A 24787-nucleotide genomic window follows, 5' to 3' on the forward strand; every position below is an offset into this window, starting at 1 on the left:
GGTGAGGGAGGCGGGCGTTGGCGCAGCTCACGGGTGGCGATCCGTCCCTGCTGCGGCGCATTAACTCCGCGGTGGTGCTGCATGCGCTGCGCGGGGTGGACGCGGCCACGCTGACCGAACTCGTCCGCGCCACTGGCCTTTCCCGGCCCACCCTGGAGGGCGTGCTCGAAGGGCTCGTCGAGTCGGGCCTGGTCGGCCCTGCGGCGGCGGACCCGGAGTCGGAGCGGAAGCAGGGGCGCCCGGCCCGCAGATTCCGCTTCCGCGCCGAGTCGGGATATCTGCTCGGCATCGAGATCGGCCCGCACCGGGTCGCCGCGCTCCTCTCCGACCTCGAAGGGCAGATGGTCGGCTCCGCGGCCCGCGAGGTCGACGAGGAGGCGCCGGCCGAGGAGCGCCTGGAGCGCACCCGCGTCGTCGTCGGCGAGGTGCTGCGGCGTACGGGCGTGGCCCGGGACGCGCTGCGGGCGGTCGGCGTCGGCAGCCCCGGCATCATCGAGGCGGACGGGACGGTACGACTCGGCACCGCGCTGCCCGGCTGGACCGGGCTCCCGCTCGGCGACCGGCTGCGCCGCTCCTTCCGCTGCCCGGTGCTGGTGGAGAACGACGCCAACGCGGCCGCCGTCGCCGAGCACTGGAAGGGCGCGGCCCGCGACTGCGCCGACGCCGTCTTCGTACTCGCCGGGCTCAGTCCGGGCGCCGGGGCGCTGATCGGCGGGCGGCTGCACCGCGGCTTCGGCGGCGCCGCCGGGGAGATCGGGGCGCTGCACCTGCTGGGGCGGGAGGCGCTGCCCGAGAAGCTGCTGTCGACCACCGGCGAGCCGCTGCACAAGCTCGACGAGGCGGCGGTGGCGCGGGTGTTCGCGCAGGCCCGGAGCGGCGACAAGCAGGCACGGGACGCGGTGGAGCGCTTCATCCAGCGCCTGGTCCACGACGTGGCGGCGCTGGTGCTGGCGCTGGACCCGCAGCGGGTGATCGTCGGCGGCTGGGCGGCGGGCCTGGACGACGTGCTCGACCCGCTGCGCACCGAGTTGGCCCGCTACTGCCTGCGCCCGCCGCAGGTGACGCTCTCGCTGCTGGGCGAGGCGGCGATCGCGACGGGCGCGCTGCGGCTGGCCCTCGACCATGTCGAGGAGGAGCTGTTCGCGGTCGAGTCCACGGTGACGGCGCGGCGTTAGCCGAGCTTCTCCCCCAGCTCGGCCAGGTCCGCCACGAACCACGTCTGCCGACCGCGGTTGCACTCCCGGACGAAGTCCCGCAGCGCGTCGCTCGCCTCGACGTGCCGGGAGATGTCGCCGACGATCGCGAGCCCCATCCCGTACTGGACGAACTTCTGCACGATCTCACCGGCAATACGGGTCCGCAGCTGGAAGAAGTCCTCGCCGAAGCGCTCCGCGGGCACGGCCGCCCAGCGGGCGCCCTGATAGCCGGCGTCCCCGATCAGGTCGAGCGCGTCGGGCACGGCGCTGATCGTCGCCCCGTCCGCGTCGTAGACCATCACCGGCACGTCGTTGATCTTCTCCAGGTTCATGGCAGCCAAGGCTAGCGGCCGCGGTCATCCATTCGGCGCCCGGCGTATGCGCCGCGGGCGCCGGGCGGGAGTGAATGGGGGGATGTACTACAGCAGCGGCAATTACGAGGCCTTCGCCCGGCCGCGCAAGCCGGCGGGCGCCGACCGCAAGAGCGCATGGTTCGTGGGCGCCGGGCTCGCCTCCCTCGCCGGGGCCGCCTTTCTCGTACGGGACGCGCAGGTGCCCGGGGACCGGATCACCGTCCTGGAGCGGCTGAAGCTGGCGGGCGGTGCGCTGGACGGGATCAAGGAGCCGAAGAAGGGCTTTGTGATCCGCGGCGGGCGGGAGCTCGAGGACCACATGGAGTGCCTGTGGGATCTCTTCCGCTCGGTGCCATCCCTGGAGGTCGACGGGGCCTCCGTGCTGGACGAGTTCTACTGGCTCAACAAAGACGACCCCAACCGGTCGCTGCAGCGCGTCACCGAGCGCCGCGGCCAGGACGCGGGCACCGACGGCCGCTTCGCGCTCAGCGACCGGGCGCAGAAGGACATCACGAAGCTCTTCATGGCCACCCGGGAGGAGATGGAGGGCAAGCGGATCAACGAGGTCGTCGGGCAGGACTTCCTCGGCAGCAACTTCTGGCTGTACTGGCGCACCATGTTCGCCTTCGAGGAGTGGCACAGCGCCCTGGAGATGAAGCTCTACCTGCATCGATTCATCCACCACGTCGGCGGGCTGCCGGACCTGTCCGCGCTGAAGTTCACCAAGTACAACCAGTACGAGTCGATGGTGCTGCCGCTCACCCGCTGGCTGATGGACCAGGGCGTGACCTTCCGCTTCGGCGTCGAGGTCACCGACATCGACTTCGCCATTGCAGACAGCCGCAAGCAGGCGACCCGCATCCGCTGGATCGCGGACGGCGAGGAAGGCGGCGTCGATCTCGGCGAGGACGACCTGCTCCTCACCACCATCGGCTCACTCACCGAGAACTCCGACAACGGCGACCAGCACACCCCGGCCCGCCTGAACGAGGGCCCGGCGCCCGCCTGGGACCTCTGGCGCCGGATCGCGGCCAAGGACGACGCCTTCGGCCGCCCCGAAGTCTTCTGCGGCAACATCGCCGAGAGCAAGTGGGAGTCGGCGACCGTCACCACCCTGGACGCGCGCATCCCCGCCTACATCCAGAAGATCTGCAAGCGCGACCCGTTCGGCGGCAAGGTCGTCACGGGCGGCATCGTCACCGCCCGCGACTCCAGCTGGCTGCTGAGCTGGACGGTCAACCGGCAGCCGCACTTCAAGCAGCAGCCGCCGGACCAGATCGTGGTGTGGGTGTACTCGCTGTTCGTCGACCGGCCGGGCGACTATGTGCGCAAGCCGATGCAGGAGTGCACCGGCGAGGAGATCACGCAGGAGTGGCTCTACCACCTCGGCGTACCGGAAGACGAGATCCAGGTGCTGGCCGCGAACGCCGCCCGGTGCGTGCCGGTGATGATGCCGTACGTGACCGCGTTCTTCGCGCCGCGCCGGGCGGGCGACCGGCCGGATGTGGTGCCGGAGGGGGCGGTGAACTTCGCGTTCATCGGCCAGTTCGCCGAGACCACCCGGGACACGATCTTCACCACCGAGTACTCGGTGCGCACCGGCATGGAGGCGGCGTACCGGCTCACGGGCGTGGAGCGCGGCGTGCCCGAGGTCTTCAACTCCACCTACGACGTGCGCAAGCTGCTCGCGGCTGTCAGCCATCTCCGGGACGGCGCCGAGCTGCGGCTGCCGGGACCCGGGTTCGTACGGGAACGGCTGCTGCACCGGCTCGACGCGACCGAAGTGGGCGCGCTGCTGACGGAGTTCGGGCTGATCGAGGAGCAGCCGACGGAGTAGCCAGGCAGTCAGCCCGCCAGCAGCCCGCCGTCGTCGCCGAAGGTGAGGCGGCAGGTGTCGGCGCGGTACGTGGCCACGGCGACCGCCGCGGTGGCGTCCGCGGCCGAGTAGCGTGCGGTGACCACCAGCACCGGGGCGCCCGGCAGCCGGTCCAGCTCCTTGGCGTCATCGGCCGTGGCCGAGCCCAGCTCGACTGTGCGCTCCTGGCCCTGCAGCTCCAGGCGCTGCAGCTCGCGCAGCACGGCGCGGGCCAGGGCGGGGCCCTCGGCGTCTATGCGGGTAAGGCCGGGGACGGAGGCGGCGGGCACGTAGACCAGCTCGGCGGCGACCGGCTGGCCGTGGCGGCTGCGGACGCGGCGGACGACGTGCACCGGCGCGCCCGGGTCCGTGCCCAGCAGCCGGGACACGGCGGTGGGCGGCGCCTGCTCGATGCTGCTGACCGGCTCCCAGGCCTCGTCGCCGGGCCCGGGCCAGCGCGGCTCGGCGTCGCCGACCGCGACACCTACGCGGGGCGGGGCGACCGTGGTGCCGACGCCGCGGCGGCGCTGCAGCCGGCCCTCGAGCTCCAGCTGGTCGAGCGCCTGCCGGAGGGTGGCGCGGGCGACGCCGAAGCGGGCGGCGAGGTCGCGCTCGTTCGGCAGGATCTCGCCGACCGTGAACTCGCTCTCCAGCGCGTCGCTCAGCACACTCTTCAGGTGCCAGTACTTCGGCTCGGGCACCGCAGCCGGACTCGTCGTCCCCACCCTGTCCTCCGCGTGCGTCTTAAGTGCGTCTTAATCAGAGGTCTTTAAGAAAGGTTGTTGCAGTTTCACTGCGACCCTAGGACGGGGCCGGGACTTGGTCAAGACCAATGCCCGGGCAGGGGGTGTGAGCTGGGGAAACGCGGAGGGGTTTAGCGGGTCACGCCGGCGAGCTTGTCGGGGTTGCGCTGGATGTAGATGCGCTGGATGAGGCCGTCCGCGACGTCCACGGTCGCGACGGAGTCGATCTTGTCGCCGTTGTAGGCGACCAGGGACGTGGCGCCGTTCACCTCGCGTACCTCAAGGCGGAGGTCCGGCATGTCGTCCATGCTGCTCTGCGCCACGGCGAGGATGAAGCGGCCGACCTTGTCGGCGGTGACCAGCTCGCGCAGCGGCGCCTTGGACTTGCCGCCGCTGTCGCCGACGAGGGTGACGTCCGGGGCGAGCAGCGCCATCAGGCCCTGCATGTCACCGCCGGTGGCGGCCTCGATGAAGCGCTCGGTGATGTCGCGGCGGGCGGCCGGATCGACGTCGTAGCGCGGCTTGCGCTCGTCGACGTGCTTGCGGGCGCGGCCGGAGAGCTGGCGGACGGCCGCCTCGGAGCGCTCCAGCATGGCGGCGATGTCGGCGTACGGATAGCCGAAGGCCTCGCGCAGCACGAAGACGGCCCGTTCGAGGGGGGACAGCGACTCCAGCACCACCAGGACGGCGAGGCTCACGGAGTCGGCGAGGACGGCCTGCTCCGCCGTGTCGGGCACCTCGCCGCCGAGGTCGGTGGCGAGCGGCTCGGGCAGCCACGGGCCGACGTATGCCTCGCGGCGGGACTGCACCTGGCGCAGCCGGTCGATGGCGAGCCGGGTGGTGATCCGTACGAGAAACGCCCGCGGCTCGCGGACCTCGGTGCGGTCGGCGGCCGACCAGCGCAGCCAGGCGTCCTGGACGACGTCCTCGGCGTCGGCGATGCGACCCAGCATCCGGTAGGCCACCTGGGTCAGGAGCGGGCGGTGCTCCTCGAAGGCGGCGGCGTCGGCTGCGGTGTCGGTCGCGTCTGTGGGCACGTCGCCATCACAGCCGATGAGGTGCGGCGTTGTCCAGCGACTATGCCTGAGCCGATGGCCACGCCGACGCCGACCAGGAGGCTGCCCGCGGCCTGCGGGAGGCCGTAGCCGCCGGTGCCGACGAGGGGGGCGGTGAGGGCCGCGGAGACGGGGATCAGGCCGGAGAAGAGGGTGGCACGCTCGGCGCCGATGCGCTGGATGCCGGAGTACCAGCAGACGAAGCCGATCACGGTGACCACGACCGTCTGCCAGCCGAGGGCCAGGGCCTCGCCTGCGTCGGGGAGCTGCAGCACGCCGGTGCCGCCGTGGACGAGGCCCGCGGCCATGGACTCCAGCGCGGCGAGGCCGCAGGCGGCGGATGACAGCAGCTTGGGGCCGAGCGGGGCGACCAGCGGCACGGCGATCAGGGCGAAGCCGGTCTCGCCGAGGAGCGCGAGGACGGAGTAGATCACGCCCGCCAGGTCCGTACGCCCCATGCCCTGGACGACGAGCGCGCCCAGGGCGACGAGGACGGCGCCGGCGAGCACCGCCCGGGTGGGGCGGCGGCCGGCGAGGAGCGGGCCGAGTACGGCGACGAGCACCGGGGCGCAGCCCACGAAGACCCCGGGCACGGCGGGCTCCGCGGTCCGCTCGGCGGCGAGGACCGCGAAGTTGAAGCCCGCCATGCCGACCGCGGCGAGCAGCGCGAGGCGCAGCCACTGCCGGAGGGCCAGCCGCCGCAGCGGGGCCAGGCCGCCGCGGCCGAGGAGCGGGAGCAGCAGCAGGGCGGCGCCGCCGTAGCGCAGCGCCTGCCCGGTGGCGTACGGGTAGTCGCCGAGCACGGAGTTGACCGTGAAGGACCCGCCGACGAGGAAGCAGGCGAGGCCGGCGAGCAGGGCGCCCTGGGTGTGCGGTTTCATCATGAGAACGACGCTACGGAGACCTGCGGTCCGCTATTAAGGTCCACTTCCATGACGGAATCGGGGACCAATCCGGCGCCGGACGAGCCCGCTTGGACCGCGGCCTGGGAGCTGCTGCTGCCCGCCGCGTCCGCGCCCGCGAGGCGCCGGGGGCGCACGCTGCAGGCGGCGCTGCGGGAGGCGGTGCGCTCGGGGCGGCTGGCGCCGGGCACGCGGCTGCCGGCCAGCCGCGAGCTGGCGGCGGACCTCGGGGTGTCGCGCGGGCTGGTGACGGACACGTACGAGCAGCTGGTGGCGGAGGGGTATCTGCGGGCGGGGCGGGGCTCGGGGACCTGGGTCACGCCGGTGGGTGCGCAGGGCGCGGAGCGCGGTGGCCCGCAGGCCGAGGGGTGGCGGGCCGACCCGCAGCGCCCCGGCGGCGGGCGGCTGCCGCTCGCGACGCCCTCGCTGAGCTTCCGGCCCGGCACCCCTGACCTGTCCCTCTTCCCCCGCGCCGCCTGGAACGCCGCCTACCGCCGCGTCATGTCCGCCCTCCCCCACGGCCGCCTCGGCTACCCGGACCCGCGCGGCCTGCCCCGGCTCCGTAACGCCCTCGCCGCCCTCCTGGTCCGCCGCCGCGGCGTGGTCGCCGACCCGGACCGGCTGATCGTGTGCTCGGGAGTCTCCCAGGCGCTGACCCTGTGCGGGATGGTGCTGCACGCGCGCGGGCACCGCGCGGTCGCGCTGGAGGATCCGGGCAGCCCGCCGCACGGGCTGCAGTTCGCCGCGACCGGCATCGAGCCGGCGGGCGTCGCCATGGACGCCGACGGGCTCGACCTGCGGGCCCTGCGCCGCAGCGGCGCCCGGCTCGCGGTGCTGACGCCGTCGCATCAGTTCCCGTCCGGGATTGCGTACTCGCCGCAGCGGCGGGCCGGGCTGCTGGACTGGCTGCACGCGGGCGACCACCTGATCGTCGAGGACGACTACGACGGCGAGTTCCGCTACGACCGCGAGCCGGTCGGCGCGCTGCAGGGCCTGGACCCCGAGCGGGTGCTCTATACGGGCTCGGTGAGCAAGTCCCTCGCCCCCGGGCTGCGGCTCGGCTGGATGGTGGCGCCGTCGTGGCTGGCCGCCGAGCTGACGGAGCGCAAGTTCCGCCTCGACCTCGGCAACTCCGTCCTCGACCAGGCGGTCTTCGCCGACCTCGTCGAGCGCGGCGAGTACGACCGGCACCTGCGCCGCACCCGCCGCGAGTACAAGACCCGCAGGGACACCCTCGTCGCCGCCCTCGCCGAGCACTTCCCCGGCGCCGAGGTCTCCGGCATCGCGGCCGGGCTGCACGTCATCGTGACGCTCCCCGAGGGGTACGGGCCGGAGCGCGACTTCACCGCGCGGGCGCTGCGGGCGGGCGTCGAGGTGCTCGGGCTTTCGTCGTACGGGACCGTGCCCGCGGGCGATCCGCGGGTGCGGCTGGTGCTCGGATACGCCCATCTGGCGCCGTCCGAGATCGCACACGGGGTCGAACGGTTGCGCGCCGCGAGTGGCTTCGCAGGGCGGAACGGTTGATTCCCACGCGCCGTACTTCCCCTGGAGTTGCGGGAGTTGTTCACTTGTCGTTCGCGTCCACGGCACTGCCCTGTCGCGGACGCGGGGACACCATGTGAGCCGCCGTCGCCAGAGAAGATGAGGTGCAGGAGCTTGAACAGCAACGACCAGGCAGGCCGCAGGCCCAGCAGACGATCCCTGCTGCGCGGGGGCGCGGCCGCGTCCGCGGCGCTGGCGCTGCCCGGCGGCGCCATTGCCGCGGCCCCGGCGCAGGCGCTGTCCGGCCGCCCCGCGGCGAAGTGGGGCGTGCAGGTGGGCGACGTCCGGGCCGGCTCCGGGCTGGTGTGGGTGCGCTCCGACCGGCCCGCGCGGATGCTCGTGGAGACCTCGGCCACCGAGTCGTTCAAGAACGCCCGCCGCTGGCGCGGGCCCGTCGTCGGCCCCGACACCGACTTCACCGGGCGCACCCAGTTGCGCGGCCTGCCGCCCGGCACCCAGGTGCACTACCGCGTCACCCTCGCCGACCCCGATGACCCGCGGCGCAAGGGCGAGCCGGTGACGGGCACGTTCCGTACGGCCCCGGCGTCCCGCCGCGACGGCATCCGCTTCACCTGGTCCGCGGACCTCGCCGGGCAGGGCTGGGGCATCAACCCCGACCGCGGCGGCTACACCATCTTCGACGAGATGGGCGGCCTCGACCCGGACTTCTTCCTCTGCAGTGGCGACAACATCTACGCCGACAACCCGATCCTGCCGTCGGTGACGCTGCCGGACGGCAGCGTGTGGCACAACGTCACCACCGAGGAGAAGTCGCACGTCGCGCAGACACTGGACGACTTCCGCGGCAACTTCCGCTACAACCTCCTAGACGAGAACCTGCGCCGCTTCAACGCCCAGGTGCCGTGGATCAACCAGTGGGACGACCACGAGGTGCGCAACAACTGGTTCCCCGGCCAGATCATCGATGACGCCCGCTACACGGAGAAGGACGCGAGCGTGCTGGCCGCCCGGGCGAAGCGGGCGTTCGCGGAGTACTTCCCGGTCTCGTCGCTGCACCCGGACGCGAGCGGCAAGGTGCAGCGGGTGATCAGGCGCGGCCCGCTGCTGGACGTCTTCGTCCTCGACATGCGTACGTACCGCAACCAGAACTCCGCCGACAATCAGGCGGACGACCCCACCGGCATCCTCGGCGCCGAGCAGCTCGCCTGGCTGAAGAAGGAGCTGTCGCGGTCCCGGGCGGTGTGGAAGGTGATCGCCTCCGACATGCCGCTCGGCCTGGTCGTCCCCGACGGCACCACCCGCTTCGAGGCGATCGCGCAGGGCGAGGGTGGGCTGCCGCTCGGGCGCGAGCTGCAGATCGCGGATCTGCTGCGGCACATCAAGCACGAGCGGATCACCGGCACGGTGTGGTTCACCGCGGATGTGCACTACACGTCGGCGCAGTACTACGACCCGTCGAAGGCGGCGTTCACCGACTTCGAGCCCTTCTGGGAGTTCGTTTCGGGGCCGCTGAACGCGGGCGGCTTCCCGGCGCTGAAGCTGGACGGCACCTTCGGCGCGACGCAGCCGTTCGTGAAGGCGCCCACGTCCGCGAACGTGCCGCCGTCGGCCGGCGGCCAGTACTACGGCCAGGTGGACATCGACGGGCACAGCGGCGAGATGACCGTCCGGCTGCGCGAGCGGGGCGGCGCGGTGCTGTTCACCAAGGTGCTGCAGCCGGGACGGGTCGGACAATAGCCACTCTTTACGCACCGGTCACAGGGCATTCGTGATCACGCAACAACGTTCACGGAGGCTGTGACCATGATGAAGAAGAAGACTCAGCACACCTGGCGCCGCGACGTGGTCGAGCTGGCGGCGCTGTTCACCGCCGTGGTGGTGGCGGACAGCGTCGCCAAGACCGTACTGAAGGGTCCGGAGGGCCCGCCGATGCTGGTCGTGTCCGCGGTCGCGCTGCTCGTCACGGTCGCGTTCCACACATGGTGGGCACGCCGCCGGACCCATGCGCCCCCTGATCCGGCCGCGGCGGCGGTCGCGGCCTCCGGCGGCGAGACGGCGCTGTGGCGGATGCGGACCACGGTGCGCGACGAGCCGGGGACCCTGGCGGCCGTGTGCACGGCGCTGGCCAGGGACGGCGCGGACATTCTCACGCTGCAGACGCATCCGCTGGGTGACGGGACGGTCGACGAGTTTCTGCTGCGGGCCCCGGCGGCCGTGGAAGCGGACGCGATCAAGGAGGCCGTCGCCGGGGCCGGGGGCCGCGACACCTGGCTGGAGCGGGCCGACCCGCACGACCTGGTCGACGCCCCGACGCGGGTGCTGGGGCTCGCGACCCGTACCGCCATGGACCCGTCCGAGCTGCCGCTGGCCCTGCGCCGGCTGCTCGGCCGGTGCACCATCCACTCCGTGCCCGCCCTCTCCCCCGCCGGGCGCCCGGCCGCCGCGGAGGTGCCCGAGGAGGGGGTGCTGGAGGGCACGGTGATCCGGCTGCGCGACCCGTCGGGCGGGCAGCTGGCCATCGAGCGGCCGTATCTGCCGTTCACCCCGACCGAGTTCGCGCGGGCGCGGGCACTGGTCGAGCTCGACACCCGGCTCGGGCCGCGCACGCCCGGATCGCGGGCCACGGCCACGCTGCGGACCGGCAGCGACGTGTCCGTACGCCGCGCGGAGCCCGCCGACGTGGAAGCCGCGCGGGCCATGCACGAGCGCTGCTCCACCGACACCCTCGCGCTGCGCTACCACGGCCCGGTCGGCGACGCCGACCGCTACCTGAACCACCTGCTCAGCCCCCGCTTCGGCCGCACCCTCGCGGTGGAGTCCGCCTCCGGGCGCCTCGTCGCCCTCGGGCACCTGCTGTGGGACGGCGACGAGGCGGAGGTGGCGGTGCTGGTCGAGGACGCCTGGCAGCGCCGCGGCATCGGCGCCGAGCTGCTGCGCCGGCTCCTCGACCTGGCCGCCGAGGCCGGATACGCCAGCGCGTACGCGATCACCCAGTCGTCCAACACCGGCATGGTCGCCGCGATGCGCGGCCTCGGCCTGCCGCTCGACTACCAGGTCGAGGACGGCACCCTCGTGATCACCGCGCGGCTTCAGCCGGAGCCCGTACGGCCGAGCTGAGCGCCGCGTCCAGATCCGCCCACAGGTCGTCGGCGTCCTCCAGCCCGACGGACATCCGCAGCAGCTTGTCGCTGATGCCGCCGCTGCGCCGGCCGTCGGCGCCGATGACGCGGTGGCTGATCGAGCCCGGGTGCTGGATGAGCGTGTCCACGCTGCCGAGGCTGACCGCCGGGGTGATCAGCTCGACCCCGGCGATCACCTCGTGCGGGTCGCCCGCGACCTCGAAGGCGATCATCGCGCCGCCGATCTTCGGGTAGTGGACCTTGGTGATACGGGGGTCCTCCCGCAGCCGCCGGAACAGCTCCGCGGCCGTCGCCGACTGCGCCTTCACCCGTACGGGCAGCGTGGCCAGGCCGCGCAGCAGCAGATAGCCGGCGAGCGGATGCAGCACCCCGCCGGTGGCGAAGCGCACCTGCCGCAGCCGGCGCGCGAACGCCTCGTCACAGGCGACCACGCCGCCCATGACATCGCCATGCCCGCCCAGATATTTGGTGGCACTGTGCAGCACCAGCCGAGCACCCACCCCCGTGGGGCGCTGCAGCACGGGCGTGGCGAAGGTGTTGTCGACGAGGAGCGGGACCTCGCCGCAGGAGTGGGCGATCGCCCGGATGTCCACCTCGGCGAGGGTCGGATTCGCCGGGGTCTCCACCATCACCAGGCCGGTGTCCGGGCGGATGGCGTCGGCGACGCCCGCCGGGTCGGTCCAGGTGACCTCGGTGCCCAGCAGCCCCGTGTCGAGGAGGTGGTCGCTGCAGCCGTAGAGCGGGCGGACGGCGACGACGTGCTTGAGGCCGGCCCCGGCCCGTACCAGCAGCACCGCGCTCAGCGCCGCCATGCCGCTGGCGAAGGCGACCGCGGACTCGGCGCCCTCCAGCTTGGCGAGGGCGGTCTCGAAGCGGGCGACGGTGGGGTTGTCGAGGCGCGCGTAGACCGGCGGCCCTTCCAGCTGGGCGCCGGTGGCCGCGAACTCGTCGAGGCGGGCCGCCTCCGCCCGCGAGTCGGACGAGGGGTAGGTCGTCGACAGGTCGAGGGGCGCGGCGTGCACACCGAGGGCGGCGAGGTCTTCGCGGCCGGCGTGCACGGCCTCGGTGGCCAGGGAGCGGGAGGTGCGCGATGGGGTCTCCATGGAGATCATGCTGAATGACTGCCGGTCGTGGTGGGTCGGTCCCCGTGCTACGTTCGGCGAATGCCCGATTCACCCCCTCTGGATCCGGTCGACCTGGAGATTCTGCGGCTGCTGCAGAACGACGCCCGGATGACGAACCGCGACCTCGCCGCCGCCGCGGGCATCGCCCCCTCCACCTGCCTCGACCGGGTGGCGCGGCTGCGCCGGGCGGGCGTGATCGTCGGGCACCGGCTGCAGGTCGACCCGGCGAAGCTCGGCCGCGGCCTGGAGGCGCTGCTGTCCGTGCAGGTGCGGCCGCACCGGCGGGAGCTGATCGGGCCCTTCGTGGAGCGGGTGCGGGGGCTCGCCGAGTCGCGGGCGCTGTTCCATCTGACCGGGCCCGACGACTATCTGGTGCATGTGGCGGTGGCGGACACGGCCGATCTGCAGCGGCTCGTACTGGACGAGTTCACGTCGCGGCCCGAGGTGGCGCGCGTCGAGACCCGGCTGATCTTCCAGCAGTGGGAGTGCGGGCCGCTGCTTCCGTACGAACCCGCGTGACGCACCACCTGCGGGTGTACGAGGATGGGCCGCATGTCCGACACGAACGCGCACCCGCTGCCCCGCGAAGTCGCCGACGCCTACGTCGACGAGCTCGTCGCCCTCGACCCGATCACCGGCACCTACCTCGGCGTCCCCGGGAGCGAGACGAAGCTCCCCGACTTCTCCCCCGCCGGGCAGGAGACCCTCGCCGAGCTGTCCCGCGCCACCCTGCGCAAGCTGGACGCGGCGGAGGCCCGGCCGGGCGGCGACGCGGACGCCGAGCGGCGCTGCGCTCGGCTGCTGCGTGAGCGGCTGACGGCGGAGCTCGCGGTGCACGAGGCCGGCGAGGGCCTGCGCTCCGTCAGCAACCTCAACTCGCCCGCGCACTCGGTCCGCCAGGCCTTCACGCTGATGCCGACGGAGACCGAGCAGCACTGGTCCGACATCGCGGCCCGGCTGCGCGCGGTGCCCGCCTCGCTGGCGGGCTACCGCGAGTCGCTCGCGCTCGGCCTTGAGCGCAAGCTGCCGGGTGGGCCGGCGCAGGTGACCGCGATGGTGGAGCAGTTCGGCGAGTGGGCGGGGGACAACTCTGGACAGAGCTGGTTCGTGCAGCTGGTGTCCGAGGACCCCGAAGGCCTCCGGGACGAGCTGACCTCGTCGGCACGGGCGGCGACCGACGCGGTGCTGGAGCTGCGCGACTGGCTGCGGGATGTGTACGCGCCCGCCATCGAGGGCGCCGCGGACGTCGTCGGCCGCGAGCGCTACGCCCGCTTCTCGCGCTACTGGAACGGCACCGACCTCGACCTGGACGAGGCGTACGCGTACGGCTGGTCGGAGTACCACCGGCTGCTCGCCGAGATGAAGACCGAGGCGGAGAAGGTGCTGCCCGGCGCCAAGACGCCCTGGGAGGCGCTGGCCTGGCTGGAGGACCACGGCCAGGCGGTCGAGGGCGTCGAGGAGACGCGCGAGTGGCTGCAGTCGCTGATGGACGAGGCGATCGAGAAGCTCGACGGCACCCACTTCGAGCTCGCCGAGCGGGTCAAGCGGGTGGAGTCCCGGATCGCGCCGCCCGGTTCGGCGGCGGCACCGTACTACACGGGCCCCTCGCTGGACTTCTCGCGTCCCGGCCGGACTTGGCTGCCGACGATGGGCGCCACCCGCTTCGCGGTCTACGACCTGGTGTCGACCTGGTACCACGAGGGCGTGCCGGGGCACCATCTGCAGCTGGCGCAGTGGACGCATGTCGCCGAGCAGCTCTCCCGCTACCAGACGACGGTGGGCATGGTGTCCGCCAATGCCGAGGGCTGGGCGCTGTACGCGGAGCGGCTGATGGACGAGCTCGGCTTCCTGACCACCGCGGAGACCCGGCTCGGCTATCTGGACGCGCAGATGATGCGTGCCGTGCGGGTCATCATCGACATCGGCATGCACCTGAAGCTGACCATCCCCGCCGACTCGCCCTTCCACCCCGGCGAGGAGTGGACGCCCGCGCTGGCGCAGGAGTTCTTCGGCATGCACAGCGGCCGGCCCGCCGACTTCGTGGCGAGCGAGCTGGTCCGCTATCAGGGCATGGCGGGCCAGGCGATCGGCTACAAGCTGGGCGAACGCGCCTGGCTGCAGGGCCGGGACGCCGCCCGTACCGCGCACGGCGACGCCTTCGACGCGAAGCAATGGCACATGGCGGCGCTGTCGCTGGGCTCTCTCGGCCTGGACGACCTCGTCGCGGAGCTGTCGTCCCTGTGACCGACGCCGGGACGGACGCGGTCGTGCTGACCGCAGGCCGGGTCACCCTGCGCGAGCTGGCAGCCACCCAGCTCGCGCAGGTGGCGGACGGCGGGAGCGGCGGCCTGGTCTGGATCGACGGGGCGCCGCCGGAGGGGACGCGGACCGGGGCCGGGATCATGGCCAAGGCGGTGCTGCTGGGCACGTACCGGCGAGGCTGGGGCTCGTACGCCATCACCCGTACCGCCGACGGGGTGGCGCTGGGCGGGATGGGCTTCCACGCGGCACCGGACCGGGACGGGGTCGTGGAGATCGGTTACGACCTGTCGGTGTCGGCGCGCGGCAGCGGCTGGGCGACGGATGCCGCCCGTGCGCTGTGCGGCTGGGCGATGGGGCAGCCCGGGGTGCGGGTGCTGCGGGCGAAGACCGTGCCCGGCAATGACGCCTCGCAGCGGGTGCTGGTCAGGGCGGGTTTCCGGCAGGTCGGGGTGGAGCGCGAGGAGGAAGAGGAGTGGCACGTCTACGAGTTGCCCGCGGCGACCGTCCCGTCATCCGGCTGACAAGTACGTGCAGAACCGTATCCCCGCGGCACTTCGGTCGTTTTATGTGATGGAACCGCCAGCGGGGGTGCGCGGCCGGGTCGCACCTCCTCCGCCCGGTCCCGCCCCCCGCCTTCGGCGTGCACTGCCCGCTCAGCCGTCGGCGACCGTGTGGTGGCGGACCTGGGAGCCGGACCGGCCCTTGATGACCTCGAGTTGTACGGGGATGCGGCGGCGGAGGTCGGGGACATGGCTGACGATGCCTACGGTGCGGTCGCGTTCGCGGAGGCCGTCCAGGACGTCGAGGACCTCGTCCAGGGTCTGCTCGTCGAGGCTGCCGAAGCCCTCGTCGATGAAGAGCGTGTCCAGGCGGACGCCGCCGGCCTCTTCGGTGACCACATCGGCCAGGCCGAGGGCCAGGGCGAGGGAGGCGAAGAAGGATTCGCCGCCGGAGAGGGTGGCGGTGTCGCGCTCGGCGCCGGTCCAGGCGTCGATGACGTGCAGGCCGAGCCCGCTGCGCGAGCGACCGCTCGCCTTTGCGCGGCCGTCGGAGTGCACGAGCGTGTAGCGGCCGCCGGACATCCGCGCCAGCCGTACGGATGCGGCGTGCGCGACCTGTTCGAGGCGGGCGGCCAGGACGTATGACTCCAGGCGCATCTTCCGCTCGTTCTCCGCGGAGGTGCCGGCGGCGAGCCCGGCGAGGCGGGCGATGCGGTCGTACTCGGCGCGCACCGGGGCCAGTTCGCGGACGGCGTCAGCGGTGGCCTGGGAGAGCCGGTCGAGGTCGGCGCAGCGCGCCTCGGCCGTGTGCTCGGCGGCGGAGGCGTCGCGCAGCCGCCGGGTGGCGGCGTCGGCCGCGGCCTGCGCGGCGGGGACGTCCGCGGGCGGGCGGGCCGCGGCGTCGCTGGTACGGGCGTCGGCGAGCACCGCGACCACCGCGGCCTCCTCGCGCTGCCACCCGTCGAGGCGCTGCTGCAGCGCCCGCCGCCCGTCGGCGTCGAGCCACGCGTCGGCTGCCGCCATCGGCGTGTCGAACCCGGCCCGGTACGCGGCATCGGCGAGTCGCGCATCGGCCTCCTTGAGGCGGAGCGCGGACACCTCCAGTCGCCGCGCCGCCTCGGCCGCCTCCAGCAGCAGCTCCGCCTGCCGGTCGAGCTCGGTGGTCCGGGCGGCGACGCTGGCGGCTTCACCGCGAGCGTCGGCCACCTCGCGCTCCAGCGTGGCCCGCTCGGCGAGGAGGGCTTCGCGACGGGAGGTGCGGGCGGCGGCGCGCTGCTGGGCTTCTTGAGCGAGTGTCGTACGGCGCGCGTGTTCCGCCTCGGCGGAGTCGAGCGCTTCGCGGGCGGGGAGGGCGTCGGCGGCGGTGGCGCGGGCGGCGGATTCGTCGGCGGCGAGTTGGTCGGCGGCGGAGGCGAGTTCGGCGGCGGCGGGCTCGGGCGTGGCGGGTTCGGGCGCGTCGGTGTCCACGGGCGCGGTGACACGGCCAGCAGCCGCGGACACGGCCCCGGCGTCGGCGTCGGCGTCGGCGTCGGCGTCGGCGTCGGCAGACACGACCACACCATCGGCGTGCGCAGCTCCGGGGCCGGCAGCCGCGGCTCCGGGATCAACGCGTGCGTCTCCAGCGCCCACCGGCGGCGCCCCGAGGCCGGCCGCGGCCTCCGCCGCCGCGGCGGCGATCGCGTCGGTGAGCGAGCGCAGGTGCTGCTGGGCGTCCTCGCGGCGCGTCTCCAGGCGGCGGTGCGTGGCGAGGGCGCGCTCCTCCGTGTCCTTGTCCACGTGGTCGTCCTGCGGGCGGGCGGGAGCCGGGTGTTCGGCCGAGCCGCATACGGGGCAGGCCGCGTCCGGCTCCAGTCCCGCGGCGAGCTCCGCCGCGATGGACAGCAGGCGAGCCTCGCGCATGTCGAGCCAGCGCTGGTGTGCGACCGCCGCGTTCTCGCGCGCGTCGAGCAATTCCCGCTCGGCATCGGATGCCTGGTCGCGCAGCGTGTCGCGCCGATGCGCGGCCTCCGCGCGGCGGCGGGCGGGGCCGAGGCGGGCGGCGAGCTGTTCGGCGCGGGTGGCGGCCTCCTGGGCGGCGTCGAGGCGACGCTGCAGGCCCTCCCGGGTGGTCTCCCACCGCTCCAGCCAGTCCGCGGCCTCGCGCGCGATCTCCTCGTCCGCGTACGACTCGCGCTCCAGGCCGTCCAGTTCGGCGGCGAGGCCCGCGCTGCGGGTCTCCGCGCGGCGGGCCGCCTCCAGCGAGCCGAGCTCCTGCCGGACCCGCCGCTCGCGGGCGGCGAGCTGGTCGGCGGGCTCGGCGGCGATGCTCTCGGGCAGCAGCGCCCGGGCCTGCTGCTCCGCTGCCGCGGCCGCGCGCTGCTCCGTATCGGCCGCGGCCCGCAGGTCGAGCGCGGGCGTGACGGCATCCGCGGCGCGGGCGCGGTCCAGGCGGGCGGCGGCCCGGTCCCGCTCGGGCCGCTGGTCGTCAAGGACGGCCTCGCGGCGGCGGGCGTCGGCATGCGCGAGCTGCAGCCGGGCGATGTCCCGTACGTCCTCGAGGCGCTCCATCTCGGCGGCATACGCCTGCTCGGCGGCCCGCGCCGCCAGCCCGTCGATGTCACGACGCTCGCGCGCGCCCGTACGCACCTGGGCCGCCCACTGCAGCAGCTCGCCGCCGAGTCCCGGGTCGCCGGGGGCGAGTTCGGGGCGGGGGGCCTCCGCGGAACGCGCGGGGACTGCCGCTCGCGCCGCGGCCCGTACGGACCCCGCCGCCGACCGGCCGGCCCCGGGCACGGAGGCACCGCTCGACCCGGCGACGGAGACGCCGCTCAACCCGGCCGCGGAGACCCCGCTCAACCCGGCCGCGGCACCGCCGCCCGCCCCCGCCGCCTGCTCGATCCGATGCGCCAGCCCGAGCAGCCGCTCATCCCCACTGCGCACGTCATCGTGCGCCGCCCGCCGCAGCTCCGCCAGCCGCTCCTCCACCGCGGCGAAGCGCCGCGTGTCGAAGAGCCGCCCGAGCAGCGTCGCCCGCGCCTGCGCGTCCGCCCGCAGGAAGCGCGCGAAGTCGCCCTGCGGCAGCAGCACTACCTGGCAGAACTGCTCGCGCGTCATGCCGAGCAGCTGCCCGATCTCTTCGCCGATCTCCTGGTGGGAGCGGCTGAGCCCCTTCCAGTCGCCTTTGTCGCCCGCTGCCGCGTCCCATTCCGCGAGCAGGCTGACCGCCTTCTCCTCGGTCGTCCCGCTCCCCCGCTTCTTCGGCCGCGGCTGCGCCGGCCGCCGCGTCAGCTGCAGCCGACGGCCCGCTACGGTCAGCTCCAGCTCCACCTCGGTCGGCGTCTCGGCATCGGCATGGTCGCTGCGCAGCACCCCGCCCTGCCGGGCACCGGGCACGCCGCCGTACAGCGCGAAGCAGACGGCATCCAGCACGGACGTCTTGCCCGCGCCGGTGGCACCGTGGAGCAGAAAGATGCCCGCGCCGGACAGCGCGTCGAAGTCGATCTCCTGGACGGCGGCGAACGGCCCGAAGGCCCGGACGGCGAGCCGGTGCAGCCTCAACGCACCGCCTCCTCGCGCGTCATGGCCGCCCGTACGCTGTCGAACGCCCCGGACAGCACCTCCAGCTCCCCGGCGCTCGCCCCCTCCCCCGCCCGTACGTGCCGCACAAAGTCCTCCGCGATCTCCGTATCGCTGCGCCCGCGCAGCCGCTCGGCATACGACTCGCCCTTGTCCTCGTCCTGCCGCTCCGGCTCGAAGACGAGGCTGATCACATGCGGAAAGCGCGCAGCGAGCCGGGCCATCGGCTCGGCGGGCCGCGCCGGGTCGGTGATGACGGCCTCCACCCACGCGTCCTCATGCGCCTCGTGCGCCGGGTCGGCGAGCAGGTCGTCGAGCCGCCCGCGGAGCCGCGCCAGCGCCCGCGGCACCGGGCAGTCGATACGCTCCGCCTCGATGTCACCCGCACCGTCGAGTTCGACCAGCCACACCGTCTTGCGGTGCGCGGCCTCCGAGAAGGAGTACGCGAGCGGCGAGCCCGAATAGCGCACCCGCTCGCTGATGGTCTGGCAGCCGTGCAGATGGCCGAGCGCGACATAGTCGACGCCGTTGAACACGCCCGCGGGCACCGACGCGACCCCGCCGACCGTGATGTCCCGCTCGCTGTCGGAGCCTTCACCGCCGGTGACGAACGCGTGCGCGAGCACCACGGACCTGGTGCCCGCCGCCCGCTCGGCCAGGTCGGCCCGCACCCGCTCCATAGCGGCCGTCAGCACCGCCGCATGCCCGCTCTCCTCGACGCCGAGCTCCGACCGCACCAGCGCCGGCTCCAGATACGGCAGCCCGTACAGCGCCACCTCGCCGTGCGCATCCCGCAGCAGCACCGGCTCCCCGCAGCGCGCCGGGTCCGTACGCAAATGAATCCCCGCCCGCTCGATCAGCCGCGAGCCGACGCCCAGCCGCCGCGCCGAGTCGTGATTCCCCGACGTCATCACCACCGGGACGCCCAGCTCCGCGAGCCGCTGCAGCGCCTCGTCGTACAGCTCGACGGCGGCCAGCGGCGGCACCGCGCGGTCGTACACATCCCCGGCCACCAGCACCGCGTCGACCTCGTGCTCGGCGGCCGCGGCCACCAGGAAGTCGATGAACTGCCGCTGTGCGGCGAGCAGGTTCACCCGGTGGAACGACCGGCCGAGATGCCAGTCCGACGTGTGCAGGAAGCGCATGACGCCCGACTGTATCGGCGGGGTCTGACAATGCCGCTCACAACCCCCGCCTCACCCGCTCCCGTACGTCTCCCCGCCCAGCTCCACCCGCGCCGTCCCGGCGGTCGCGTCCGCGAGCCAGGCCCGGAAGGCGGGCAGCTCGGGCTCCGGCAGCGCGACGTCGATGTCCACCTCGGCGCCGTAGCGCACATCGCGCACCGGCCGTCCGGTGGCGCGCAGATCGTTCTCCACCTTCCCGGCCCGCTGGTGGTCGACGGTGACGGTGAGCAGCCGGAAGCGCTGCCGGGTGACGGTGCCGACCGCGTCGAGCGCGGCACCGACGGCGCCTCCGTACGCCCGGATGAGCCCGCCCGCGCCCAGCTTCGTGCCGCCGAAGTAGCGCGTCACGACGGCGACGACATTGCGGACATCCCGCCGCAGCAGCATCTGCAGCATGGGCAGCCCGGCGGTCCCGCCCGGCTCCCCGTCGTCGTCGGCCTTCTGGACCGCGCCGTCGGCGCCGATGACGTACGCGGTGCAGTTGTGCGACGCGGCCGGGTGCTCCTTGCGGATACGGGCGATGAACGCCTGCGCCTCGGCGTCGCTCGCCACCGGCGCCAGCGCACAGATGAACCGCGACCGATTCACCTCGGTCTCGTGCACGCCCTCCCGGGCCACGGTCTCGTACTGCTCCTGCATCCGATCACTCTACGAGCAGGTGCCGCTTGTAGTCGTCGAGCAGTCGCCGCATCTGCTCCACCATGAACGCGTAGTAGGTCCGCATGTCGCGCAGCCGCGTCTGCTGCACGGGCGGCAGGTCACGGCCCTGTTCCTGTGCGGCTTCCGCGAGTTCCAGCAGTTGCTGCGTCTGGTCCAGTTGGTGCTGGAGACAGCCGACCCAGGCGTCGCCGCGCCATTCGTAGACGGCTTGGCGCACCCCCGGCCGCTTCACACGGTCGACGGTGCCGTTGGTGATGAGCAGGCGGGTCGTCTCCGAGACCGACCCCTTGCTGGCGCCCAGCGCCTGCTGCAGCTCCGAGAGCGTCATCGGGTCCTGGCTGAGCATCAGAATGCCTGCCAGGCGTCCGGCCATGGGCGGCCATCCCATCGCCCTGCCGATCCGCAGGCCGAAGTCCTCGATCAGCCGACTGTGGTCAGCGGCTTCGCTGCCGTTGCGGGCTTGCGCCATCGACCCTCGCTTGTACGGAAAAAACTGAACGTTCACTCTTGACTGAACGTACCAAGTCCGCCAGATTCCTGAATATGGCACAGCGTAATCGCGACCTCATCGTGGTGGGCGCGGGGTCGGCCGGTGCGGCCCTCGCCGCCCGCGCCGCCGCCCGCGGCAGGAAGGTGCTGCTGCTGGAGGCGGGCCCCGACTACCGCTCGGCGCAGCTGCCGGAGGTGTGGCGCTCACCGAATCCCGTCGTCGCGCTGATGGACCCCGCGGCCGCGACGGGTCTGGTCTGGCCCGGACTGAACTCCTCGCGTACCGAGAAGCAGCAGCAGATTCCGTACTGGCGTGGCCGGGGTGTGGGCGGCAGCTCGTCCATCAACGGCCAGATCGCGATCCGGCCGCCGGTGGAGGACTTCGAGGACTGGGCCCGGCTGGGTTGCCACGGATGGGCATGGCGGGACGTGCTGCCGTACTTCGCGAGGCTGGAGGACGACGAGGACTTCGGCGACCAGCCCTATCACGGCCGCGGCGGCCCGACACCGATCTACCGGACGCCCAAAGGCGCTTGGGGAGCCGTCGACCGGGCGCTGGCCGAATCGGCGCTGGCCGCCGGGTTCGAGTGGGCCGACGACGTCAATGCTCCCGGCGCCACCGGGGTGTCGCCGTACCCCATCAACTCGCGGACCGGACGCCGCGTCAGCGTGAACGACGCCTACCTCGAACCCGCCCGTGAGCTGAGCGACCTCACCATCCGCGGCGATGCCCTGGTGGACACCGTCGTCTTCGACGGAGTACGCGCGGTAGGTGTGCGGGTGGTGGCCGACGGGGCGGTCCGCACCGAGTACGCGGACGAGGTCATCCTCAGCGCAGGCGTCATCCACTCGCCGGCCATTCTGCTGCGCTCGGGCATCGGGCCCGCCGCACAGCTGCGGGCCCTGGGAATCGACGTCCGCCAGCAACTCCCGGTCGGCGTCGGCATGCAGGACCACCCGATGGCGCAGCTCTCGATGCCGCTGCGCCCGGAGGCGAGGATCAAGACCCCGCACGACCGGCACACGAACGTCTGCGTCCGCTGGTCCAGCGAGTCCGGCACGGACTCGAACGACCTGCTCTTCACCTCGCTCAACCAGAACGTGCTGGCGATGGCCGCCGCCGACACCGAGACCCACGCCGGCGCCTTCGGCGTCTGGCTCAACCGGACCCACTCGCGCGGCGAACTCACCCTGGTGTCCACCGACCCTTCGGTTCACCCGTACGTCGCGCAGCGGATGCTCTCCGACGAACGGGACCGCGCCCCCATGAGAGAGGGCGTACGCGCCCTCGTCGAGCTGGGCAGCGGCGCCGATGCCGCCACGGTCCTCGCGGAACCGCTCCGGGAGGCGAACCGGCCGCTGTTCGAGGCCCTCGCCCACGACAGTGACCTCGACGACCACCTCCTGGCCACGGTCGTCGACACCCAGCACGGCACGAGCACCTGCCGCATGGGCGCACCCGACGCCGCGGAGACGGTCGTCGACCCGGCCTGCCGGGTGCTGGGTGTCCAGGGGCTCCGGGTCGTGGACGCCTCGGTGTTCCCCTCGGTGACCCGGGCCAACACCAACCTCGCCACGATCATGGCCGGCGAGCTGATGGCCGACCGGCTCGACGACTGAACCCGCTCAGTACGGAACAGAAACGGCAGCGAACATGAAAAGCCTGCAGCACTTCATCGGCGGCCGCTGGGTGGAGCCCGTCGACGGGGACATCCTCACCGTGGTCAATCCCGCCACCGAGGAGGCGTTCGCCCGCTTCGGCGCCGCGTCCCCCAAGGATGTCGACCGGGCCGTCGCGGCGGCGGTCGGGGCACAGGGCCGGTGGACCGCCCTCCCCGTGGCAGAACGGGTGGACCGCATCAATGCCTGGGCCGACTCGGTCGCCGAACAGGCCGCCGAGCTGGCTGAGCTGGAATGCCGCGAGATGGGCAAGCCGGTGGCGACCGGCCGCACTTTCATCGACGGAGCCGTCGCCGGACTGAAGGCCGCCGCGGCGCAGGCCCTCACCTATCCGTTCACCGAGACGGTGACCGGCCCGGACGAGGCCAGGACCGACATCGTCCGCCACCCGCTCGGCGCCACCGCTGTGATCACACCGTGGAACTTCCCCGTCACCATGGTCCTGCTCGCCCTCGGCCCGCTGCTCGCCGCCGGTAACACCGTCGTCGTCAAACCGTCCGAGCGTTCGCCCGTCTCGATCGTGCGCCTCTTCGAACTGGCCGACGCCGCCGGCATACCGGCGGGCGTGCTGAATCTGGTCCTGGGCGACGGGCGAGCCGGAGCGGCGCTCGCGGAACACGAGGACGTACAGCTCGTGCACTTCACCGGTGCGGTGGGCACCGGCCGGCGGGTGGGGGCCGCGACCGGCGGCCGGCTGCACCGCTCCGTCCTCGAACTGGGCGGAAAGGACCCGGTGGTGATCGACGCAGGAGTCGATCCGGTGGCGACCGCGCGGGCCGTCGCCTTTGGAGCCTTCGTCAACACCGGCCAGATCTGCACCTCCATGGAGCGGATCTACGTCCACGAGGAGGTCGCGGATGAGTTCGTAGCGGCGCTGGTCGCCGCGGCCGAGACTTTCACCCTCGGCGACGGCCTGGACCCGGCCACGGTGCTCGGCCCGCTCGTGGACGAGCGGCAGCGCGCCATCGTGCGACGGCACGTCGACGATGCGGTGCACAAGGGCGCCACCGTCCGCACGGGCGGTGCGGTGCCGCGGCGGGCCGGCTACTTCTACCCGGCGACCGTGCTCACCGATGTCGACGACACCATGCTGGTCATGACCGAGGAGACGTTCGGCCCGGTTGCACCCGTCGCCGTCGTGCGCACCTTCGAAGAAGGACTGGCGCGGGCGGCCGACTCCCGCTTCGGCCTCGCCGCCACCGTGTACACCGGCGATCCGGACCACATCGCGGCGGCCGCGAGGCTGCCCGCGGGCGTCGTGTGGGTCAACCAGTGGCAGGGTGGCGGCCCCGAGCGGCTGTACGAACCCGCCCGCGACAGCGGCATGGGAGCCACCGGCGCCCGCGCCGCCTACGACGCCGCCACCCGGCCCGCGGCCGTCCACATCGCCCCCACCGCCCCGGCGGCACGCCGATGACCACGGCCAAGGAAGCCGCGCGACGGCACGTCGACGCGGCCGCCGACCAGCTGGTCGCCCTGTCGCATCGCATTCACGCCCACCCGGAACTGGCCTTCGAGGAGCACCGGGCGAGCCGCTGGGTCGCCGACGCCCTGGGCGCGGCCGGGTTCGGCGTCCGGCACGGCTGCTACGGCCTGCCCACGGCGGTCGAGGCGACCATCGGCAGCGGGCCGACGCACATCGCGATCTGTGCGGAGTACGACGCCCTCCCGGATGTCGGCCACGCCTGCGGCCACAACGTCATCGCCGCCGCGGCCGTCGGCGCCGGGATCGCCCTCGCCCCGCTCGCCGACGAGCTCGGACTGACCGTACGGGTACTGGGCACCCCGGCCGAGGAAGGCGGCGGCGGCAAGGTCCTCATGCTCGAACAGGGCGCCTTCGACGGGCTGCGCGCCGCCATGATGGTCCACCCGGCCGCGGTCGAGATGGCGGCGATGCCCGGCCTCGCGGTCAGCCAGTTCGACGTGACCTACCGCGGCAAGCCCGCGCACGCCGGCGCCTATCCCGAACTCGGCGTCAACGCCGCCGACGCCATGACCCTCGCCCAGGTGGGCATCGGTCTGCTGCGCCAGCAGACCAGCCCCTCGGACCGGATCCACGGCATCAGCACCGAGGCCGGCACCGCCGCGAACATCATTCCCGCCACCAGCCGGGGCCGCTGGATGGTGCGCACCGACACCGTCGACTCGCTGCGGCCGCTGGCCGACCGTGTGCACCGCTGTTTCGAAGCCGGCGCCCTGGCCACCGGCTGCGAACTGTCCATCACGCCGGTCGGCCCCGTCTACGCCGACCTGCACCCGGACGCGGACCTGCTGGCCCTGTGGGTGGCCAACGCCGAGGCACTCGGGCGGTCCTTCCCCACCCTCCCGAACAGCGTCGCGGGCGCGGCCACCGACATGGGGAATGTGTCGCACGTCGTGCCCACCATCCATCCGATGCTCGGCCTGGACTGCGGCCCCGCCGTCAATCATCAGCCCGAATTCACCGCGGCCTGCGTCACGGGCACAGCCGACCGGGCCGTCCTCGACGGAGCGACCGGGATGGCCTGGACCGCCATCGACATCGCACACGCCGCCGGCTGACGGGAATGGCACGCCGTCGGCGGGCGTACTTATTGTTGGAAACAT

20 protein-coding genes are annotated in these 24787 nt (G+C 73.4%); 11 read left to right on the top strand and 9 right to left on the bottom strand.

Annotated features, from left to right (window positions below; genetic code table 11):
* Positions 1–17: 17 nt before the first annotated feature.
* Entirely contained in the window at positions 18–1175 is a 1158-nt protein-coding gene (locus ACNNMR_RS03235) for an ROK family protein (protein WP_419992957.1), read from the top strand.
* Here the strand turns inward: ACNNMR_RS03235 and ACNNMR_RS03240 are convergent.
* Complete coding sequence (locus ACNNMR_RS03240) at positions 1172–1528, bottom strand: DUF4180 domain-containing protein (protein ID WP_419992958.1); 357 nt, start codon at positions 1526–1528, stop codon at positions 1172–1174. The two genes, ACNNMR_RS03235 and ACNNMR_RS03240, sit on opposite strands and share 4 nt — an antisense overlap.
* Positions 1529–1610: 82 nt before the next feature.
* Between ACNNMR_RS03240 and ACNNMR_RS03245 the strand changes: the two genes are divergently transcribed.
* Entirely contained in the window at positions 1611–3386 is a 1776-nt protein-coding gene (locus tag ACNNMR_RS03245) for an oleate hydratase (RefSeq protein ID WP_419992959.1), read from the top strand.
* A gap of 8 nt (positions 3387–3394) precedes the next feature.
* Here the strand turns inward: ACNNMR_RS03245 and ACNNMR_RS03250 are convergent, their stop codons facing one another.
* The 3 genes from ACNNMR_RS03250 to ACNNMR_RS03260 form a co-directional block, all read right to left on the bottom strand.
* Positions 3395–4129: a GntR family transcriptional regulator gene (locus tag ACNNMR_RS03250; RefSeq protein ID WP_419992960.1), complete on the bottom strand. Its 735-nt coding sequence runs from the start codon at positions 4127–4129 to the stop codon at positions 3395–3397.
* Between the two features lie 149 nt (positions 4130–4278).
* A complete protein-coding gene (locus ACNNMR_RS03255) occupies positions 4279–5184 on the bottom strand; it encodes an RNA polymerase sigma-70 factor (protein WP_419992961.1) in 906 nt (301 codons plus the stop codon).
* Complete coding sequence (locus tag ACNNMR_RS03260) at positions 5118–6086, bottom strand: DMT family transporter (RefSeq protein WP_419992962.1); 969 nt, start codon at positions 6084–6086, stop codon at positions 5118–5120. The genes ACNNMR_RS03255 and ACNNMR_RS03260 overlap by 67 nt, the downstream gene beginning before the upstream one ends.
* 48 nt (positions 6087–6134) lie before the next feature.
* Here ACNNMR_RS03260 and ACNNMR_RS03265 point away from each other — a divergent pair, with 48 nt between their 5' ends.
* From ACNNMR_RS03265 to ACNNMR_RS03275, 3 genes are all read left to right on the top strand, one after another.
* On the top strand, positions 6135–7628 hold the full coding sequence (locus ACNNMR_RS03265; RefSeq protein WP_419992963.1) for a PLP-dependent aminotransferase family protein: 1494 nt from the start codon (positions 6135–6137) through the stop codon (positions 7626–7628).
* A 117-nt stretch (positions 7629–7745) separates the two neighbouring features.
* Complete coding sequence (locus ACNNMR_RS03270; protein ID WP_419992964.1) at positions 7746–9344, top strand: alkaline phosphatase D family protein; 1599 nt, start codon at positions 7746–7748, stop codon at positions 9342–9344.
* Between the two features lie 66 nt (positions 9345–9410).
* Entirely contained in the window at positions 9411–10724 is a 1314-nt protein-coding gene (locus tag ACNNMR_RS03275; RefSeq protein ID WP_419992965.1) for a GNAT family N-acetyltransferase, read from the top strand.
* Here the strand turns inward: ACNNMR_RS03275 and ACNNMR_RS03280 are convergent.
* Positions 10684–11850 (bottom strand): trans-sulfuration enzyme family protein, encoded by a 1167-nt coding sequence (locus ACNNMR_RS03280; protein ID WP_419992966.1) that lies wholly within the window; start codon positions 11848–11850, stop codon positions 10684–10686. The genes ACNNMR_RS03275 and ACNNMR_RS03280 overlap by 41 nt on opposite strands.
* Before the next feature lie 60 nt (positions 11851–11910).
* Here ACNNMR_RS03280 and ACNNMR_RS03285 point away from each other — a divergent pair, with 60 nt between their 5' ends.
* From ACNNMR_RS03285 to ACNNMR_RS03295, 3 genes are read left to right on the top strand one after another with little or no spacing between them, the layout of a single operon-like run.
* On the top strand, positions 11911–12390 hold the full coding sequence (locus ACNNMR_RS03285) for an Lrp/AsnC family transcriptional regulator (protein WP_419992967.1): 480 nt from the start codon (positions 11911–11913) through the stop codon (positions 12388–12390).
* Positions 12391–12423: 33 nt separating this feature from the next.
* Positions 12424–14115, top strand: a complete 1692-nt coding sequence (locus tag ACNNMR_RS03290; protein ID WP_419992968.1) for a DUF885 domain-containing protein — start codon at positions 12424–12426, stop codon at positions 14113–14115.
* On the top strand, positions 14112–14654 hold the full coding sequence (locus tag ACNNMR_RS03295) for a GNAT family N-acetyltransferase (protein WP_419992969.1): 543 nt from the start codon (positions 14112–14114) through the stop codon (positions 14652–14654). The genes ACNNMR_RS03290 and ACNNMR_RS03295 overlap by 4 nt, the downstream gene beginning before the upstream one ends.
* A gap of 132 nt (positions 14655–14786) precedes the next feature.
* On the opposite strand, the gene ACNNMR_RS03300 is transcribed toward ACNNMR_RS03295, so the two are convergent.
* From ACNNMR_RS03300 to ACNNMR_RS03315, 4 genes are read right to left on the bottom strand one after another with little or no spacing between them, the layout of a single operon-like run.
* A complete protein-coding gene (locus tag ACNNMR_RS03300; RefSeq protein ID WP_419992970.1) occupies positions 14787–18170 on the bottom strand; it encodes an AAA family ATPase in 3384 nt (1127 codons plus the stop codon).
* Entirely contained in the window at positions 18167–19333 is a 1167-nt protein-coding gene (locus ACNNMR_RS03305; RefSeq protein ID WP_419992971.1) for an exonuclease SbcCD subunit D, read from the bottom strand. The genes ACNNMR_RS03300 and ACNNMR_RS03305 overlap by 4 nt, the downstream gene beginning before the upstream one ends.
* A 51-nt stretch (positions 19334–19384) precedes the next feature.
* Entirely contained in the window at positions 19385–20011 is a 627-nt protein-coding gene (locus ACNNMR_RS03310; protein WP_419992972.1) for a YigZ family protein, read from the bottom strand.
* 4 nt (positions 20012–20015) lie between these two features.
* Positions 20016–20501, bottom strand: coding sequence for a GbsR/MarR family transcriptional regulator (locus ACNNMR_RS03315; RefSeq protein ID WP_419992973.1), 486 nt, complete (start codon positions 20499–20501; stop codon positions 20016–20018).
* Between the two features lie 74 nt (positions 20502–20575).
* Here ACNNMR_RS03315 and ACNNMR_RS03320 point away from each other — a divergent pair, with 74 nt between their 5' ends.
* From ACNNMR_RS03320 to ACNNMR_RS03330, 3 genes are read left to right on the top strand one after another with little or no spacing between them, the layout of a single operon-like run.
* On the top strand, positions 20576–22141 hold the full coding sequence (locus tag ACNNMR_RS03320) for a GMC family oxidoreductase (RefSeq protein WP_419992974.1): 1566 nt from the start codon (positions 20576–20578) through the stop codon (positions 22139–22141).
* A gap of 34 nt (positions 22142–22175) precedes the next feature.
* Positions 22176–23618 carry an aldehyde dehydrogenase family protein gene (locus ACNNMR_RS03325; protein WP_419992975.1) on the top strand — a complete coding sequence of 481 codons (1443 nt, stop codon included), beginning with the start codon at positions 22176–22178 and terminating at the stop codon, positions 23616–23618.
* Positions 23615–24742, top strand: coding sequence for a M20 family metallopeptidase (locus ACNNMR_RS03330; protein WP_419992976.1), 1128 nt, complete (start codon positions 23615–23617; stop codon positions 24740–24742). Before ACNNMR_RS03325 ends, ACNNMR_RS03330 begins: the two co-directional genes overlap by 4 nt.
* Positions 24743–24787: the final 45 nt, after the last annotated feature.

This window comes from Streptomyces boninensis, from assembly GCF_048572725.1.
Taxonomy (GTDB): Bacteria; Actinomycetota; Actinomycetes; order Streptomycetales; family Streptomycetaceae; genus Streptomyces; species Streptomyces boninensis.